13 protein-coding genes are annotated in these 16,873 nt (G+C 68.4%); 7 read left to right on the forward strand and 6 right to left on the reverse strand.

The features are described from left to right. Together AC1D01_RS04095 and AC1D01_RS04100 are read left to right on the forward strand one after the other, a co-directional pair. Positions 1-2,523, forward strand: a 2,523-nt coding sequence (locus AC1D01_RS04095) for an ATP-binding protein (RefSeq protein ID WP_477864806.1), incomplete at its 5' end; no start/stop codon positions are given. Beyond that, entirely contained in the window at positions 2,504-3,469 is a 966-nt protein-coding gene (locus AC1D01_RS04100; protein WP_477864807.1) for a response regulator, read from the forward strand. The genes AC1D01_RS04095 and AC1D01_RS04100, both read left to right, overlap by 20 nt. A gap of 211 nt (positions 3,470-3,680) precedes the next feature. Here AC1D01_RS04100 and AC1D01_RS04105 read toward each other — a convergent pair whose 3' ends face one another. After that, complete coding sequence (locus tag AC1D01_RS04105) at positions 3,681-4,853, reverse strand: ATP-binding protein (RefSeq protein ID WP_477864808.1); 1,173 nt, start codon at positions 4,851-4,853, stop codon at positions 3,681-3,683. A gap of 518 nt (positions 4,854-5,371) precedes the next feature. On the opposite strand from AC1D01_RS04105, the gene urtA reads away from it, so the two are divergent. The 5 genes from urtA to urtE all read left to right on the forward strand — a co-directional run bounded on the left by urtA (position 5,372) and on the right by urtE (position 11,046). Continuing rightward, complete coding sequence (gene urtA, locus AC1D01_RS04110; protein WP_465110837.1) at positions 5,372-6,643, forward strand: urea ABC transporter substrate-binding protein; 1,272 nt, start codon at positions 5,372-5,374, stop codon at positions 6,641-6,643. Between the two features lie 91 nt (positions 6,644-6,734). Then, positions 6,735-8,327, forward strand: coding sequence for an urea ABC transporter permease subunit UrtB (gene urtB / locus AC1D01_RS04115; protein ID WP_477864809.1), 1,593 nt, complete (start codon positions 6,735-6,737; stop codon positions 8,325-8,327). Further along, complete coding sequence (urtC, locus tag AC1D01_RS04120; RefSeq protein ID WP_477864810.1) at positions 8,324-9,460, forward strand: urea ABC transporter permease subunit UrtC; 1,137 nt, start codon at positions 8,324-8,326, stop codon at positions 9,458-9,460. Before urtB ends, urtC begins: the two co-directional genes overlap by 4 nt. Beyond that, entirely contained in the window at positions 9,457-10,350 is an 894-nt protein-coding gene (gene urtD, locus AC1D01_RS04125; RefSeq protein WP_477864811.1) for an urea ABC transporter ATP-binding protein UrtD, read from the forward strand. Before urtC ends, urtD begins: the two co-directional genes overlap by 4 nt. A 3-nt stretch (positions 10,351-10,353) precedes the next feature. After that, complete coding sequence (gene urtE / locus AC1D01_RS04130) at positions 10,354-11,046, forward strand: urea ABC transporter ATP-binding subunit UrtE (protein WP_477864812.1); 693 nt, start codon at positions 10,354-10,356, stop codon at positions 11,044-11,046. A gap of 15 nt (positions 11,047-11,061) precedes the next feature. On the opposite strand, the gene AC1D01_RS04135 is transcribed toward urtE, so the two are convergent. From AC1D01_RS04135 to AC1D01_RS04155, 5 genes are all read right to left on the reverse strand, one after another. Next, positions 11,062-11,742 (reverse strand): DUF4276 family protein, encoded by a 681-nt coding sequence (locus AC1D01_RS04135; protein WP_477864813.1) that lies wholly within the window; start codon positions 11,740-11,742, stop codon positions 11,062-11,064. Beyond that, on the reverse strand, positions 11,739-12,875 hold the full coding sequence (locus AC1D01_RS04140; RefSeq protein ID WP_477864814.1) for an AAA family ATPase: 1,137 nt from the start codon (positions 12,873-12,875) through the stop codon (positions 11,739-11,741). The genes AC1D01_RS04135 and AC1D01_RS04140 overlap by 4 nt, the downstream gene beginning before the upstream one ends. Before the next feature lie 56 nt (positions 12,876-12,931). Beyond that, positions 12,932-14,602 carry a phospholipase D-like domain-containing protein gene (locus AC1D01_RS04145; RefSeq protein WP_477864815.1) on the reverse strand — a complete coding sequence of 557 codons (1,671 nt, stop codon included), beginning with the start codon at positions 14,600-14,602 and terminating at the stop codon, positions 12,932-12,934. A 101-nt stretch (positions 14,603-14,703) separates the two neighbouring features. Beyond that, positions 14,704-16,122, reverse strand: coding sequence for a WD40 repeat domain-containing protein (locus tag AC1D01_RS04150; protein ID WP_477864816.1), 1,419 nt, complete (start codon positions 16,120-16,122; stop codon positions 14,704-14,706). Positions 16,123-16,248: 126 nt separating this feature from the next. Next, positions 16,249-16,873 (reverse strand): spore coat protein U domain-containing protein (locus AC1D01_RS04155; RefSeq protein WP_477864817.1); only part of this gene is annotated, 625 nt, incomplete at its 5' end.

Consider the following 16,873-nt stretch of genomic DNA (forward strand, 5'->3'; position numbering starts at 1 on the left):
GTCGACCCCAACCAGATGTACCTCGCGGCCTACGAGTACGTGTTCCCGCACCCGGCGTGGGCGGTGGCCGCGACGGYGCTGCTGGTGGTCGTCTCGCAGCTGAAGATCAACGTGACGAACGCGTACGCCGGCTCGCTCGCGTGGTCGAACTTCTTCGCGCGGCTCACGCACAGCCACCCGGGGCGCGTCGTGTGGGTGGTGTTCAACACGATGATCGCGCTGATGCTGATGGAGCTCGACGTGTTCCGCGCGCTCGGCGAGGTGCTGGGGCTGTTCTCCAACATCGCGATCTCGTGGATCATGGCCGTGGTGGCCGACCTGGTGGTCAACAAGCCGCTCGGGCTCTCGCCGCCGGGCATCGAGTTCAAGCGGGCGCACCTGTACGACGTCAATCCGGTCGGCGTCGGTGCGATGGCGGCGGCCTCCGTGCTGTYGATCTCGGCCTACCTCGGGCTGTTCGGCCCGATGGCGCAGGCCTTCTCGGCGCTGATCGCGCTCGTCACCGCCTTCGTCGTGTCGCCCTTGATCGCGTGGGCCACCAAGGGCCGCTTCTACATCGCCCGGCGCAGCCCGCAGGGCCTGTTCACCCGGCTGCAGCAGTGCGTGATCTGCGAGCGCGAGTACGAGGCCGACGACCTCGCGCATTGCCCGGCCTACCTGGGCGCGATCTGCTCGCTGTGCTGCTCGCTCGATGCGCGCTGCGACGACCTGTGCAAGCCCGAGGCCAAGCTGTCGACGCAGTGGTCGGCGGCACTGCGCGCGCTGCTGCCGCGCCGGGCCTGGCCGTACATCGACACCGGCCTCGGCCACTACGTGCTGCTGATGGCGGTGGTGGTGCCGCTGCTGGCGGGGCTGTTCGGGCTGCTGTACCACCAGGAGCTGCGGCTGCTCGGCGAGCCCGGCGCGGCGCTCGCGCCGGCGCTGCGGCTGGGCTTCATCAAGGCGTTCGCGGCGCTGCTGCTGGTGAGCGGCATCGTCGCGTGGTGGCTGGTGCTGACGCACAAGAGCCGGCAGGTGGCGCAGGAGGAATCGAACCGCCAGACGCAGGCGGTGCACGAGCAGACCCAGGCCTTGCGGCGCGAGATCGATTCGCACCGCCGCACCGACCTGCAGCTGCAGCAGGCCAAGCGCAGCGCCGAGCTCGCGAACCAGGCCAAGAGCCGCTACATCACGACCGTCAGCCACGAGCTGCGGACGCCGCTGAACAGCATCCTCGGCTATGCGCAGCTGCTCGACGAGGACGCGTCGATCCCGCCGCACCGCCAGCAGGCGATCAGCGTGATCCGGCGCGGCGGCGAGCACCTGCTGTCGCTGATCGAGGGCACGCTCGACATCGCCCGCATCGAAGGCGGCAAGCTGCGGCTGGAGTCGCAGCCGATGCACCTGCGCGACGGCGTGCAGCAGATCGTGCGCATGTTCGAGCTGCAGGCGGCGGGCAAGGGCATCGCGTTCAGCCACGAGCTGTCGCAGGCGCTGCCCGAGGTGGTGCGCAGCGACGAGAAACGGCTGCGCCAGATCCTGATCAACGTGCTGGGCAACGCGGTCAAGTTCACGCAGGTCGGCCAGGTGGTGTTCCGCGCCGGCTATGCGCGCGAGATGGCCACCTTCGAGATCGAGGACACCGGCCCCGGCATCGCGCCCGAGGAGATCGAGCATGTGTTCGAGCCGTTCGCGCGCGGCAGCGATGCGGGCGCGGCGGCCGCCAGCGGCACCGGGCTGGGGCTCACGATCAGCAAGATGCTGGTCGACCTGATGGGCGGCGAGATGACGGTGCACAGCACGCCGCAGGTGGGCACGCTGTTCCGCATCCGGCTCTTCCTGCCGGCCACGCGCGATGCGGTGCCGGGCGTGCAGGCGCCACGCGCGAGCCGCACCGGGTATGACGGCGTGCGCCGGCGCATCCTGGTGGTCGACAACGAGGAGGTCGATCGCGCGCTGTTGCGCAGCGTGCTGCAGCCGCTGGGGTTCGAGGTGCGCGAGGCGGCGTCGGGCGACGAATGCCTGGCGCTGCTGCGCAGCTTCACGCCCGATGCGATCCTGATGGACCTGGCGATGCCGGGGCTGGATGGCTGGGCGACGATCCGCGCGATCCGTGCGCAGGACCTGAGCACCGCGCCGATCGCGATCGTCTCGGGCAACGCATTCGACCGCGAGATGGAGAACGACGTCGGCATTGCACCGGCCGATTTCGTGCTGAAGCCGGTGCGCGTCAACGACCTGCTCGACTGGCTGGGCGCGCGGCTGCGCGTGCAGTGGGTGCAGGCGGCGCGCGCCGAGGCGGCGCCGGTGCCGCAGCCGGCGGCGGCCTGGGTGCTGCCTGACGTGGCGCAGCTGCAGGCGCTGGAGGAGCTGGTGGGCCTGGGGTATTTCCGGGGCATCGTGAAGAAGCTGGACGAGATCGAGGCGGACAATGCGGCCCATGCCGGCTTCGTCGCTCACCTGCGCGGGCTGGCCCGACAGTTCCAGCTCGACGCGATGACGCGCATCCTTCGCCAGGCCCGACATGACCGAGAGACTTCCTGACCGCGCCGCGAGCGACGTCGTGCTGATCGTCGACGACGTGCCCGACAACCTGTCGCTGCTGCACGACGCGCTCGACGAGGCGGGCTACGTGGTGCTGGTGGCTGTCGACGGCGAGAGCGCGCTGCAGCGCGCCGCGCAGGCCGACCCCGACATCGTGCTGCTCGACGCCGCGATGCCCGGCATGGATGGCTTCGAGGTGGCGCGCCGCCTGAAGGCCGATGCCGACACGGCGCACATCCCGATCATCTTCATGACCGGCCTGACCGAGACCGAGCACGTGATGGCGGCCTTTCGGGCCGGCGGGGTCGACTACGTGACCAAGCCGATCCGTCCGCAGGAGGTGCTGGCGCGCATGGTGGTGCACATGCAGAGCGCGCGCGAGAAGCGGCAGGCGCGCAATGCGCTGGATGCCTTCGGCCACGCGACGATGGCGATCCACGTGACGCCGCGGCTGGCCGACAGCAAGGCGGTGTGGCAGACGCCGCTGGCGCGCGAGCTGATGCAGCGCTACTTCGAGGCGGCGCCGGGGCAGATCCCGGCCGAGTTGGCGCAGTGGCTGCACGAGCAGTCGCTGGCGGCCGGCGAGGGGCGCGAGCCGAAGCCGCTGGCGGTGACGCGCGGCGAGCGGCAACTGGTGTTCTCGCTGCAGCAGCGCACGAGCGACGACGACTGGTTGATCGTGATGCGCGAGGTGTCGGACGCGGCGGCGGTGGATGCGGTGCTGCAGGCCTTCAAGCTGACGCTGCGCGAGGCCGAGGTGCTGTACTGGGTCGCCAAGGGCAAGACCAACCGCGACATCGGGGACATCCTCGGCAGCAGCCCGGCGACGGTGAAGAAGCACCTGGAGCATGTGTTCGAGAAGCTGGGGGTGGAGACGCGGAATGCGGCTGCGTCGCTGGCGATCCAGAAGGTTCGTGCGTTGGTTCCGTGGCGGCACGGCGGGTGAGGGATGGGCTGGAGCCGATCTTCTTCGTCGCCTCAGAAATCGCCCCCAGCCCATCCCCTCACCCGTCGCGCTGAACCAGCCGCTCTTGTTGGGGGAAAAGACTGAAGTGATCGACGAGCGTGCGAGCGTTGGCGAGGGCTGTTCAACCTTGCAAATTGAGCAACGACCGCTCAATTTGCAAGGTTGCTGGGATGGCTGGTTGCGCCGTTCCTCACCCTCGCGACAAGACGCCTGGAATGTCCCCGAGCGGAATCACCTCGACGTTGTCGGCCAGCGGGTAGCGGCGCTCGACGGGGGCGATCACGTAGCCTTTGTCGACCCCCAGGTCCTCGAGTGACTGCCAGAAGCCGCGGGTCACCGTGGGTGACGCCGAGAACTTGACCTCGAAACCCAGCAGGCGCCTGCCGGTCGACACGACCAGATCGAGTTCGCTGCCGGCTGCCGTGCGATAGAAGCCGAGTTCGCTGCCGGCCGGTGCATGTGCACGCACCTGTTCCAGCACGAAGCCTTCCCAGGAGGCGCCGACGATGGGGTGTCCCTGCAGGTCGTCGATGCTGGCGATGTTGAGCAATGCATGCACCAACCCGCTGTCGCGGATGTACACCTTGGGCGATTTGACGAGCCGCTTGCCGACGTTGGCCAGATGCGGTTCCAGCCGCCGCACCATCATCGCGTCGCTCAGCAGCGCGAGGTAGCGCGTCACCGTGGTGTGTGCGACCCCGCCCAGCGACAAGCCCAGCTGCGAGGCGTTGAAGAGCTGGCCCTGCAGGTGGGCGAGCATGCGCCAGAAGCGATGCAATGTTTCTGCGGGAACGGTCACGCCCCATTGCGGCAGGTCGCGCTGGAGGAATGTCTGGATGAAATCCTGGCGCCAGGTGAAGGAGAGCGTTTCGCTGGGCGCGGCATGGCTCATCGGAAAGCCGCCGCGCGACCACAGGTTCTGCAGGCCCGCCAATTCGGTGGGCCCCGCAGCAAACACCTCAGAGGCGAGCAAGGGCRTCAACTCCAGGTAGCTGACGCGGCCGGCGAGAGACTCGGCACTCTGCTGCATCAGCGGACCCGAGGCCGAGCCCAGCAGCAGGAAGCGGCCGGGCCTGCGGTCGGCGTCGATCTCAGGACGCAGCGCGCTGAACAGATCGGGCATGTGCTGCACTTCGTCGAGTACGACGAGGCGCTCACGATGGCGTGGAAAGAAGAGCTCGGGCCGTTCCAGCTGAGCGCGGTCGGCGGCGCGCTCCAGGTCGAGGAACAACGCATCCCCATGCTCGGCTGCTACCGCGCGAGCCAGCGTCGTCTTGCCGACCTGCCTGGGGCCGGTGATCACGACGCCGGGAAAGAATGTCAGCCTCTCCCGCAGGGAGGCCATGAGGTGGCGTTCAAACATCCTTGCATTTTGAGCGGTGACCGCTCAATTTACAAGGTTGAGATGACTGGCCGTGCTGAACCAGGCGCTCTTGTTGGAGGGAAAAGACTGAAGTGATCGACGAGCGTGCGAGCGTGGGCGCGTTCGTCGGCCACTTCAGTCTTTTCCCCTCACCCAAGGAGGTGCGGCATCGGCAAAGGCGCGGGTGGGGAGGCTGTGGAGCGCCAATAAGGAGGGGGCGCCGGAGCTGGCTGGTTTCATGGCCCGCGTGCGCAGCACGCTTCGTGAACTGACTGTCGTCGACTGTTTGACCACAGCGAACGAAGTGAGCGGAGGGAGTTTCGACGACGGGCCATGAAACCAGCCAGCGCAGGGGAGTCAGCGCCCCGCCAGGGGCGATGACCGCATTCGACGGCGAGCCACAGCCTCCCCACCCSCGCCTTTGCACGCGCAGAAAGCAGCACTACGCCATCTGTCGTATTCCTGATCCGACCCCCGCTCCGTAACCTCCGCAACACCAACCACAGGAGCGTTCGTCCATGAAGTCATCCCGCCGCAATTTCGCCGCGTCGCTGAGCGCCGTGTCGCTCGGCGTCGCCGCCCTCGGCCTGCCGCTGTTCGCGCAGGCCGCCGACACCATCAAGGTCGGCATCCTGCACTCGCTGTCGGGCACGATGGCGATCTCGGAGACCGTGCTCAAGGACACGGCCCTGATGACGATCGCGGAAATCAACGCCAAGGGCGGCGTGCTCGGCAAGCAGCTCGAGCCCGTCGTCGTCGACCCGGCCTCCAACTGGCCGCTGTTCGCCGAGAAGGCCAAGCAGCTGATCAGCCAGGACAAGGTCGCCGTGATGTTCGGCTGCTGGACCAGCGTGTCGCGCAAGTCGGTGCTGCCGGTCGTCGAGGAACTCAACGGCCTGCTGTTCTACCCGGTGCAGTACGAAGGCGAAGAACTCAGCAAGAACGTCTTCTACACCGGCGCAGCCCCCAACCAGCAAGCGATCCCGGCCGTCGAATACCTGATGAGCAAGGCCGGCGGCGGCGCCAAGCGCTTCGTGCTGCTGGGCACCGACTACGTCTACCCGCGCACCACCAACAAGATCCTGCGCGCCTTCCTGAAGAGCAAGGGCGTCAAGGACAGCGACATCGACGAGAAGTACACGCCGTTCGGCCACAGCGACTACCAGACCATCGTCGCCGACGTCAAGAAGTTCTCGGCCGGCGGCAAGACGGCCGTCATCTCCACCATCAACGGCGACTCCAACGTGCCCTTCTACAAGGAACTGGGCAACCAGGGCCTGAAGGCGACCGACGTGCCGGTCGTGGCGTTCTCGGTCGGCGAAGAGGAACTGCGCGGCGTCGACACCAAGCCGCTCGTCGGCCACCTCGCGGCATGGAACTACTTCATGTCGATCAAGAACCCGACCAACGACGCCTTCAAGAAGCAGTGGGCCGAGTACGCGAAGGCGAAGAACCTGCCGGGCGCCGACAAGCCGCTGACCAACGACCCGATGGAAGCCACCTACATCGGCATCCACATGTGGGCGCAGGCCGTCAAGAAGGCCGGCAGCACCGACACCGACAAGGTCATCGCCGCCATGGCCGGCCAGACCTTCCCGGCTCCGGGCGGTTTCGTGTCGACGATGGACGCGAAGAACCACCACCTGCACAAGCCGGTGTTCATCGGCGAGGTCAAGGCCGACGGCCAGTTCAACGTCGTGTGGAAGACCCCGGCCCCGGTCAAGGCCAAGCCGTGGAGCCCCTACATCGAAGGCAACGACAAGAAGAAGGACGAACCCGAAAAGAAGTGATCGGCTGAAGCGCTGATCTGAAGAACGGGCCACCCTTCGATCGGGTGGCCCTCGTCGAATTGAGCAGGACGGATTTCTCTCGATGCTTCCCATGCACGCACGACGCTGGTTGATCGCCCTGCTGCTCGGCCTGTCGGTCTCCGTCGCCCACGCGCTGACGCCGCCGCAGGTGCTGGCCCTCGCGAAGGGCGAGAACGAAGAGCGCATCGCGGCGCTGCAGGCCTCGCTCGCGCGCGGCGATGACGGCCTCGCCGCCTTCGTGCAGGCGATGCTCGACGACGCGGTGAAGCTGGCCGGCGACAAGGTGTTCGTCGTGCACGGCGACAAGGCGAACGACGCCTCAACCGGTGCCGACGCGAAGCTGCCCGACGGCGCCGAAGACGTGATCAACAGCAACCAGATGCGCCGCGAGCTCGAGGGCGCTCTCGCGGCGCTGAAGCTTTTCTCGCACGATGTAGGCGAGCGCCGCGCCGCGATCAAGGCGCTGAAGGAAGAGGCCGACGAAGGCCGCCTGCCGCTGATCGAGAAGGCGCTCGCGGCCGAGGCCGATGCGTCGCTGAAGGAGCAACTGACCCAGGTGCGTGCCGCGATCCTGGTGTCGTCGACCGATGCCGGCAAGCGCATGGAAGCCGCCCGCGCGCTCGCCGGCAGCCTGACGCCGGCCACCAAGACCCTGGTCCTCGAACGCCTGAAACCCGCGGCCGAAGGCGGCGAGAGCGAGGTCGACATCCGCAGCCAGCTCGGCATCGCGCTCGATGCGATCAACGCGCGCCTCGCCTGGGGCGAGCGGCTCGGCGTGCTGTTCACCGGCGTCAGCCTCGGCAGCATCCTGCTGCTGGTCGCGCTGGGTCTCGCCATCACCTACGGGCTGATGGGCGTGATCAACATGGCGCACGGCGAGCTGATGATGATCGGCGCGTACGCCACCTACGTGGTGCAGAACTTCTTCAGGGCCCACCTGCCGGGAATGTTCGATGCCTACGTGATCGTCGCGATCCCGGCCTCGTTCCTCGCGGCCGCGCTGGTCGGCGCGGTGCTCGAGCGCAGCGTGATCCGCTGGCTGTACGGCCGCCCGCTCGAGACGCTGCTCGCCACCTGGGGCATCAGCCTGGTGCTGATGCAGGGCGTGCGCTCGCTGTTCGGCGCGCAGAACGTGCAGGTCGAGAACCCGTCGTGGCTGTCCGGCGGCGTCGACGTGCTCAGCAACCTGACGCTGCCCTTCAACCGCATCGCCATCGTGATCTTCGCGGTGCTGGTGCTGGGCGGCGTGGCCTTGCTGATCTCGCGCACGCGGCTCGGGCTGTTCGTGCGCGGCGTCACGCAGAACCGCCGCATGGCCGCCTGCATGGGCGTCGACACCGCGCGCGTGGACACCTATGCGTTCGCGCTCGGCTCCGGCATCGCGGGCCTCGCCGGCTGCGCGCTGTCGCAGATCGGCAATGTGGGCCCCGATCTCGGCCAGGGCTACATCGTCGATTCGTTCATGGTCGTGGTGCTCGGCGGCGTCGGCCAGCTGGCGGGCACCGTCTACGCGGCGCTCGGCCTGGGCGTGCTCAACAAGCTGCTCGAAGGCTGGCAGGGCGCCGTGCTCGCGAAGATCATGGTGCTGGTCTTCATCGTCATCTTCATCCAGAAGCGGCCGCAAGGCATCTTCGCGATGAAAGGCCGGAGTGCCGAAGCATGAGCGCAATCCTTCCCACCCCGCCGCGGCCGATCGGGCCTGCGACCTCGCTGCTGTCGATGAAGGCCTGGAGCGGCGTCTTCATCGCGCTGGTCGCGGTGGTCGTCGTCGCCCCGGTACTGAACCTGGCGGTGCCTGCAGGCAGTGCGCTGCACCTGAGCGACTACGCGATCAGCCTGGTCGGCAAGATCATGTGCTACGCGATCTGCGCGCTCGCGATGGACCTGATCTGGGGCTACACCGGCATCCTGTCGCTCGGCCACGGCGTGTTCTTCGCGCTCGGCGGCTACGCGATGGGCATGTACCTGATGCGCCAGATCGGGCGCGACGGCAACTACCAGTCCGACCTGCCCGACTTCATGGTGTTCCTCGACTGGAAGACGCTGCCGTGGCACTGGGCGCTCAGCGACAGCTTCGTCGCGACGCTGCTGCTGATCGTGCTGGTGCCGGGGCTGCTCGCGTTCGTGTTCGGCTTCTTCGCGTTCCGTTCGCGCATCAAGGGCGTGTACTTCTCGATCATCACGCAGGCGATGACGTACGCGGCGATGCTGCTGTACTTCCGCAACGAGACCGGCTTCGGCGGCAACAACGGCTTCACCGACTTCAAGCGCATCCTCGGCCACCCGATCGCGACGCCGTCGATGCGGATGACGCTGTTCGTGCTGAGCGGCCTGGCGCTGATCGGCTTCTTCCTGCTCGCCCGCTGGCTGGTGGGCAGCAAGTTCGGCCGCGTGCTGCAGGCGATCCGCGACGCCGAGAGCCGCGTGATGTTCACCGGCTACGACCCGCTGCGCTACAAGCTCTGCATCTGGGTGATCTCGGCGGTGATGTGCGGCATCGCGGGCGCGCTGTACGTGCCGCAGGTGGGCATCATCAACCCGGGCGAGATGTCGCCGGCGGCGAGCATCGAGATCGCGATCTGGGCGGCGGTGGGCGGGCGCGGCACGCTGGTCGGGCCGATCTTGGGCGCCTTCTTCGTCAACGGCGCCAAAAGTTGGTTTACGCAAGCGTTCCCGGAGTTCTGGCTGTATTTCCTCGGCGCGCTGTTCATCGCGGTGACGCTGTTCCTGCCGCAAGGCATCGTCGGGCTGGCGCGCAAGCTGGGCGGCAAGGACAAGAGCGAGGTGAAGGCATGACGCCCGAGCTGATGGAGGCCGGCGCACGCGTGCGCGAGGCGCTGGCGAACCGGCAGCAGGGCGGCCCCGGCACCTCGGGCGGGCGCGAAGCCAGCTACGGCCGCGTGGTCGAGGAAGGCGTGCTCGACACCCGGCACGGCGCGATCCTGTACCTGGACGACATCACAGTCAGCTTCGACGGCTTCAAGGCGCTGAACGCGCTCTCGCTGAGCATCAGCGCCGGCGAGCTGCGCTGCATCATCGGCCCGAACGGCGCCGGCAAGACGACGATGATGGACGTGATCACCGGCAAGACGCGGCCCGATGCGGGCAAGGCCTTCTTCGGCTCGACCATCGACCTGCTGCGGCTGCGCGAGAACGAGATCGCGTCGATCGGTATCGGCCGCAAGTTCCAGAAGCCGACGGTGTTCGAGCAGCTGACGGTGTTCGAGAACCTGGAGCTCGCGCTGAASGCCGACCGCGGCGTGCGCTCGTCGATGTTCTTCCGGCTGAACGGCGAGCAGCTCGACCGCATCGGCGCGATGCTGGCGCTGATCCACCTGAAGGACGGCGCGCAGCGCGTCGCCGGGCTGCTGTCGCACGGCCAGAAGCAGTGGCTGGAGATCGGCATGCTGCTGATGCAGGACCCGAAGCTGCTGCTGCTCGACGAGCCGGTGGCCGGCATGACCGACGAAGAGACCGAGCGCACCGCCGAGCTGTTCCTGTCGCTCGAAGGCAGCCACTCGCTGGTGGTGGTCGAGCACGACATGAAGTTCATCGGCGAGCTGACGCAGAACGGGCGCAACGGCAAGAAGGTGACGGTGCTGCACGAGGGCAGCGTGCTGGCCGAAGGGCTGCTGTCGGAAGTCCAATCCAACGACAAGGTCGTCGAGGTCTACCTGGGCCGCTGAATCATGTTGAAAGTCGAAGGCATCAACCAGTACTACGGGGGCTCGCACATCCTGCGCAACCTCGGCTTCGAGGCGAAGCTCGGCGAGGTGACCGTGGTGCTCGGGCGCAACGGCGTGGGCAAGACGACGCTGCTGAAGAGCCTGATGGGCGTGGTGCCGGTGAAGACCGGCGGCATCCAGCTCGACGGCCAGGACATCACGCACGACACGCCGTACGAGCGGGTGCGCAAGGGCGTGGGCTACGTGCCGCAGGGCCGCGAGATCTTCGGCCGGCTGACGGTCGACGAGAACCTGCGCATGGGCCTCGCGTACAAGAGCGGCGCAACGCCGGTGCCGGCCGAGCTGTTCGAGCTGTTCCCGGTGCTCAAGCAGATGATCCACCGCCGCGGCGGCGATCTCTCGGGCGGGCAGCAGCAGCAGCTGGCGATCGCGCGGGCGCTGGCGGCCGGGCCGAAGCTGCTGATCCTCGACGAGCCGACCGAAGGCATCCAGCCCAGCATCATCAAGGACATCGGCCGCGTGATCCGCATGCTGGCCGACCGGAAGACGATGGCCATCGTGCTGGTCGAGCAGTACTACGACTTCGCGGCCGAACTCGCCGACCAGTACCTCGTGATGGAACGCGGCGAGGTCATCCAGCGCGGGCGCGGGAAGGACATGGAAGCCGAGGGCGTGCGGGACCGGATGTCGATTTGAGATGCTCGACAGGCGTCAACGCGGCGCCAAGGACCGTATCTGCGCCAGCCAGCCGGCGAAGAACGCGCACTCCGCCTCCATTGCCGGCAATCCGATCTTCAGTGCGGCGACGGGGCCGTGCCGCCGCTTCCGGTAGCCCGGGTTGCTCAGCGCCCGCTCCAGGCGTGCGGCGGGCTTGGTGTCGGGCTGGTCGTTGATGTGCTCGGGTGATGCGGCGGCAGCACGTGCGGCGGACAGCGCGGCGGATGCACTGCGCCACGCCGGCTCGACCGCGACCAGCTTCTCGACGTCGCTGAAGAGCAGGGCCTCGAATTCGTGGGGCTGGATGTAGGGGATGAAGCGGCCGGGCTCGCATGCGGCAACGGCCACGATGTCCGCATGAAGGGCCTGCTTCACGGCCGTCAGGCGTTGCGACAGGTCGGACAGGCCCTGCGAGGCGGCGATGCCTGGAAACCCGTTGTCGAGCCGGTAGAGGTCGAACAGCGTCGTGACCACCGGCGCGCTGTTCTGGCGCAGCGTGTTGCGCAAGTGGCGCCTGACCCGGTCGTAGCTCAACGCACCGCCTTTGTGGCCCGGCGAGGTTTCGATCATTTCCGGAACCAGGTTCAGGTCGAGGTCGTAGAAGGCCGGGGCCAACACCTGCAGGATGAACTCTTCTTCGGTCTGGCCTTCGCAGACCACGCAGACGCGCCTCATCGGCCAGGCCTTCCGCCCAGGATGTTGCGCTTCCACAGGTCGCCCAGGCTGTAGTCGTCGGCCAGCCAGTCTGTCAGTTCGGCGGCATCGAGGCGCCGGAAGGTCGACGCATCCTCTTCACGTTGAACCACGATCACGTCCTCGGGTTGGAATGCGCTGAGCAACTCCACCGACTGCGTGGAGACGATCACCTGCCGGCTTTCGGCGGCTTCCTGCAGCATGTCGGCCAGCAGATTGATCGCGAAAGGGTGCAGCCCCAGTTCGGGTTCGTCGATCAGGACAGTATCGGGCAGCAGGCCGCGAGGCTGCAGCAGCAGCGTGGTCAGGCAGATGAAGCGCAGCGTTCCGTCCGACAGCACGTGGGCTTTCCAGGGCGTGTCGGGCCGCCCGCGTTCGGTCCACTCCAGCTCGATGAACTCGGTGGCCTCGTCGCGGAACACGAAGTCGCCGAAGAACGGAGCCACCCGGCGAATCGTTTCGACGATCCGGTCGTAGCTGCTTTCGTAGCTCGGCGTGGTCTTGAGCTTGCGCAGATAGGCGGCCAGGTTGGCCGCATCCGGCTTCAAGCGAAGGTTGTCGCTGACGGCATGGACGCGCTTGACCGCCGCCGTGTCGCCGGTGTCATGAAAGTGGTACTGCCGCCAGATCTGGAGCTTGTCGAGCACATAGCGGCTGACGGTGGCGCTCGGGCTGTCTTTGTCGGTGCGGATCTTCGCCGTGTCGTGTCCGGCTCCAAGCGAATAGGCCTTCGGCAGGGCATAACCCTGGCCGCGCACCGTCGGCTCCTCGCGCACGAAGATCAGCCGGTTGTCCTGCGTGGCTTCGAGCGAGATGCGATATCCGTTCTCGTACTCGCCGGTGAAACCCGTGCTGGCCGAGAACTCGATTGACAGGTCCATCCGTGGCGTCGCCTTGCTGCCGTAATGCAGCAAGGCCTCTGGTCCGCCCCATTTCTGCACGTCGACAGGGAAGTTGTCGCCGGCCACCGATGCCAGGAAGCGGRACAGCCCGATGAAGTTGCTCTTGCCGGCGCCATTCGCCCCGATCAGCACGTTCAGCGGGCGAAGCTCGAAGTTCTCGAGCTTCGCAATCGACTTGTAGCCCTTGACGGTGAGCTTCCGGATGTGGGTCATCCCGGCACTCTACCGACAATCCCGCCGCTTCTCAAAACTGGCGAGAGCGGCCGTGCCTACTGCCCCGAGAAATAAAGCCGCCGCAACGCCCGGTCCGACCCCGCCTTGAAGTAGCTCGCCCCCGCGCCACCGCCGCCGTGGATCCAGGCCGGCGACGGCACCAGGTACTTGCGCAGCAAGGCATTCGCCGGCGAGGTCGCGTCCTTGAACTGCAGCGACTCGCGGAACGCGTAGTGCGAGAACAGCCGCATGAACTCGCCGAGGTAGACGTCGGCCACCGCGGTGTCGCCGCGGATCACCAGCATGTTCTCGTCGTTGTCGGTGGTCGACGCCGCCGAGAAGTTGGCCGAGCCCACCACCACGGTCGGCGTGTCGCCGAGCGGGTCCACCAGCATGTACTTCGTGTGCACGTACAGCACGTGCGCCTCGTCGGCGATGCGGTCGAGCTCGGCCAGCCAGCGGTCGAACAGGTTCAGCTCGACGCGGTGGCCCACGGCCACCGTCACGTTCGGATGCCGGCGGATGCGGTCGATCTCGGCGACCTGCGCCTGGTAGGTCTTGCCGGTGCCCTTCTTCTCCATCAGCGCGAAGCGCAGCACGCTGTCGGTCGTGTCGTACGACGGCACGAAGCGGCTGTTCATGCCGAACGCGAAGGTCATGAACACGCCGCGCTGCGCGCCGGCCGCCAGGCCCGCGTACCAGTCGAGCGCCTCCAGGCCGAGCCGCGGCGAGAACAGCGCGTCCAGCGGCGAGCCGTCGGCCGGCAGCGGCGACAGGGCTTCGTCCTGGGTCGCGGTCGGCTTGCGCGTCTCGTCACGGTCGAGCAGCAGCCAGTACTGGTGGTAGCGGGCCGCGATCGCGTCGTCGCGCACGATGTGCGCATTGTTCGAGTGGCCGAACATGCCGTTCACGCTCAGGTTGGTGGAGCCGGTCCAGACCTGCTTCGGCACGCCCGCCTGCCGCAGCACCAGGAACTTGTTGTGTGCGAACCCGCCCGAGTGCTCGCGCGACTTGACCATGCCGTCCATGCCCTGGCCTTCGAGCGCCTTTTCGTTGCCCTCGCCCTGGCTGTCGCCGTCGTAGAGCACCGAGACGACCGCGCCGCGCGCTTTCGCAGCCTTCAGCGCGGTGTAGATGCGGGGGCTCTTGAACTCGAAGAACGCGCCCAGCAGTTCGTCGCCCGCCGCGGCCTGGGCGATGAAGTTCTCGAGGCCTTCGACCAGCCCGCGCGACAGCCAGTTGAACGCCGACGGCCCCACGTCGTCCGGCCGCCGGTTCTGGAAGCGCCGCGCGTACTCCTGCGAGGCGACCGCGCCGCGGTTGAAGAAGACCGAATGCCTGCCCTGGTCGACGCGCTCGGTCGCCACCGCCAGGTCGACCTCGGGCCCACGCACCAGCGCGCCCGGGCTGCCGCTCATCGCGACGATCGTGTAGACGTAGCGCTCGTCGGGCGAGGCGCTGTAGTCCGCCCACTGGAAGGTCTGCAGCGGGTGCAGGAAGCTCGTCACCGGCTCGCCGGGCACCGGGTACGGTTCCACTTGCTCGAAGGTCTTCATGCCCGACAGCCAGATGCGCTCGCCGTCGCGCTCGCGCAGCCGCCGCACCGCGAAGCCCAGCACGCCTTGCGCCAGCATCGCCGCCTCGGGCATGTCCCAGCCCAGCAACACCACGTAGGTGCCGGCCACGGCCATCGCGGCCAGGCCGCCGTTCTCGCTGCGCACGCGCATGCTGCTCTCCCGGTTGACACGGACAGGGCACGGTGCGCCGGGCCGGCGCGCCCGTCATCCTCCAGATGGTGGACGCCGGGACGGCCGAACGGGCCAGCCCCTCAGCGCCGCGCCGCCTCCAGCGCCGCGAACGCGGTGATCAGCAGCTGCACCGCCAGCACGTCGGCGGCGTACTGCACCGACACGTCGCTGCGCGGCCCGAGCAGGTTCCACAGCACCGGCACGCTGATCGACAGCGTGTAGACCGACCACACGAGGAACCAGGCGAGCGCCATCGGATTGCGTCCGCGCATCCACTGGCCGAGCCCCGGCAACAGCGCCGAGGCGAGCACGGCCCACCAGTGCGGCGTGGCCGCGACGCGGCGCCGCGAGCGGCTGCCGCTGCGCGCATGCCACACCAGCGTGATCGCGGCGACCACGCCGCCGACGGCCAGGGCGACCAGGGCCTGGTGCAGCCACTTCAGCCGCTGCTGCAGCTGCGCCGCCTCCTGCAGGTCGCGCCGGCTGTCGGCATCGCCGAACGGCGGCAGCGGCTCGTGTGCCGCGCTCCAGCGCAGCACCGTGCGGCTCTGGCCGTCGACCACCAGCAGGTCGCGTCCGAGCCAGCCGAGGTCGCGCGGTTCCATGCGCTCGGTCTGCGAGAACAGCAGCTCGCCGCCGCCGGGCAGGATGTCGGCCACCACGCCGACGATGCGGTCGTTGCCGAAGCGGATCACGGTGGCCAGCGGCAGCGGTTCATTGCCTTCGGTGGCTTGCGGCGGGTGCGGCCGCGCGAGGCCCAGGTAGCGGGTGCCGCGCGGCGCCGGCACGTCCACCGCCTGCTGCAGCGCGAGCGTGCGGCCGTCCAGCCGCTTCAGCTGCAGGCCGTTGGTGTCGGTGGTCCACAGCGCGTCGCCGTTCCACCACAGGCCGTTCGTGAAGCGGTACATCCCGAGCACGGTGCGCGCGAGGAAGCGGCCGTCGCGGTCGAACAGCGCCACCGCGTGGCCGCCGCCGGTCGAGGCCGCGATGCGCCCGTCGCCGGCGAACGCCAGGTGCACCGCCCGGCTCGCATGCTCCGCCAGCTCGGGCGGCCATTGCAGCGTGATGGTGCTGGACGGCCGCAGCGTGGCGGGGTCGAGCAGGTGGAGGGTCGGCTCGTTGTCGAGCCGCAGCGCCAGCAGCCCGGCGGCCGGGTGCCAGTCGAGGCTGTAGACGCGGCCCGGCAGGCCGATCTCCGCCAGCGTGGCGCGCGTGCCGCGGTGCCCCTTGGCATCGAACGACCAGATCTCGTCGTCGACGGCCAGCCAGGCCTGCGTGCCGTCGGGGCGCAGCGCCAGGGCGGTGGGGCCGTACAGCGCCGCGACCCGCTGGCCGACCTTGAAATCCAGCGCCAGCAGCAGCAGCGCGAGCAGCACGCAGACCAGCGCAATGCGCGGCGGCGCCGCCGCACCGATGCGGGGGCGGCTGCGTGCCTTGGGAATATCGGTACTGCCGGATCCGTCAGCCCTGTCTCGGGCCGATCTGAGAAGAGTCGACATGGGGGGTCCTCGCCAGCGGGCAAGGGTATCGGAGTCGGGCGGCCGTCCCGCCCTCCCGGCCCTCCGCTGGAGCGGGCCGTTCAACCGTTCAACCGGTCCGCCGCTTGCTGGTGGTTCGCCCGTCGCTCAATAGCTGATCGTCAGCACGTGAACCCGGGCCGCCTGGCAGGGCGCTGCCGCACAGGCGCCGGCCAGTCCGGCCGCGATGCGGCCGGTGACGTGGTGCTCGTGCACCTGGCCGTTCCAGGTGCCGGACACGGCATCCAGCGTCAGCGTGTAGGGCAGGCCGAGCAGCGTGTCGCCACCGCTGTCCAGCGCCAGCGTGTAATCGGTGTTGCAGTCTGCGGTGAAGCTGTTGGTGGCGATGGCCGGYTCCGGCTGGAAGGCGACGTAGTCCAGCGTTACGGCGCTCGGTATCGACAGGGTGCAGGCCGGCGGGACGTCGAGCGTGACACCGCCGGTGGTGGTGCTGCCGGAGCCGGTACCGGCTCCGGTGCTGACACGGGCCATGGCCGCGCTGCCCTCCGCGTGGTAGGCCAGCGTGACGAGCAGCGTGTCGCGGTAGCTGCCGGCCGCCGGCCGGCGCGCCCGCGCGGGCGCCACCAGGTAGAACGGCAATTGCGTGCTCGCCATCGGGCTGCCGGCAAAGACCACGCTGCCGCTGATCGCGTACGGCGCGGTGCTGCCCCACGGGGTGCGCGCGGCGGCGTCCTGCCACAGGCCGTAGCCGATGTTGCGCCCGGCACTGTCC

It is taken from the genome of Rhizobacter sp. P3_B12 (assembly GCF_056402895.1).

Excerpts from the sequence above, each read along its gene's own strand:
- urtE (WP_477864812.1), top strand. The coding sequence starts at position 10,354 with ATGTTGAAAGTCGAAGGCATCAACCAGTACTACGGGGGCTCGCACATC.
- AC1D01_RS04145 (WP_477864815.1), bottom strand. The coding sequence starts at position 14,602 with ATGCGCGTGCGCAGCGAGAACGGCGGCCTGGCCGCGATGGCCGTGGCC.
- AC1D01_RS04100 (WP_477864807.1), top strand. The coding sequence starts at position 2,504 with ATGACCGAGAGACTTCCTGACCGCGCCGCGAGCGACGTCGTGCTGATC.
- urtB (WP_477864809.1), top strand. The coding sequence starts at position 6,735 with ATGCACGCACGACGCTGGTTGATCGCCCTGCTGCTCGGCCTGTCGGTC.
- AC1D01_RS04135 (WP_477864813.1), bottom strand. The coding sequence starts at position 11,742 with ATGAGGCGCGTCTGCGTGGTCTGCGAAGGCCAGACCGAAGAAGAGTTC.
- urtA (WP_465110837.1), top strand. The coding sequence starts at position 5,372 with ATGAAGTCATCCCGCCGCAATTTCGCCGCGTCGCTGAGCGCCGTGTCG.
- urtC (WP_477864810.1), top strand. The coding sequence starts at position 8,324 with ATGAGCGCAATCCTTCCCACCCCGCCGCGGCCGATCGGGCCTGCGACC.
- AC1D01_RS04150 (WP_477864816.1), bottom strand. The coding sequence starts at position 16,122 with ATGTCGACTCTTCTCAGATCGGCCCGAGACAGGGCTGACGGATCCGGC.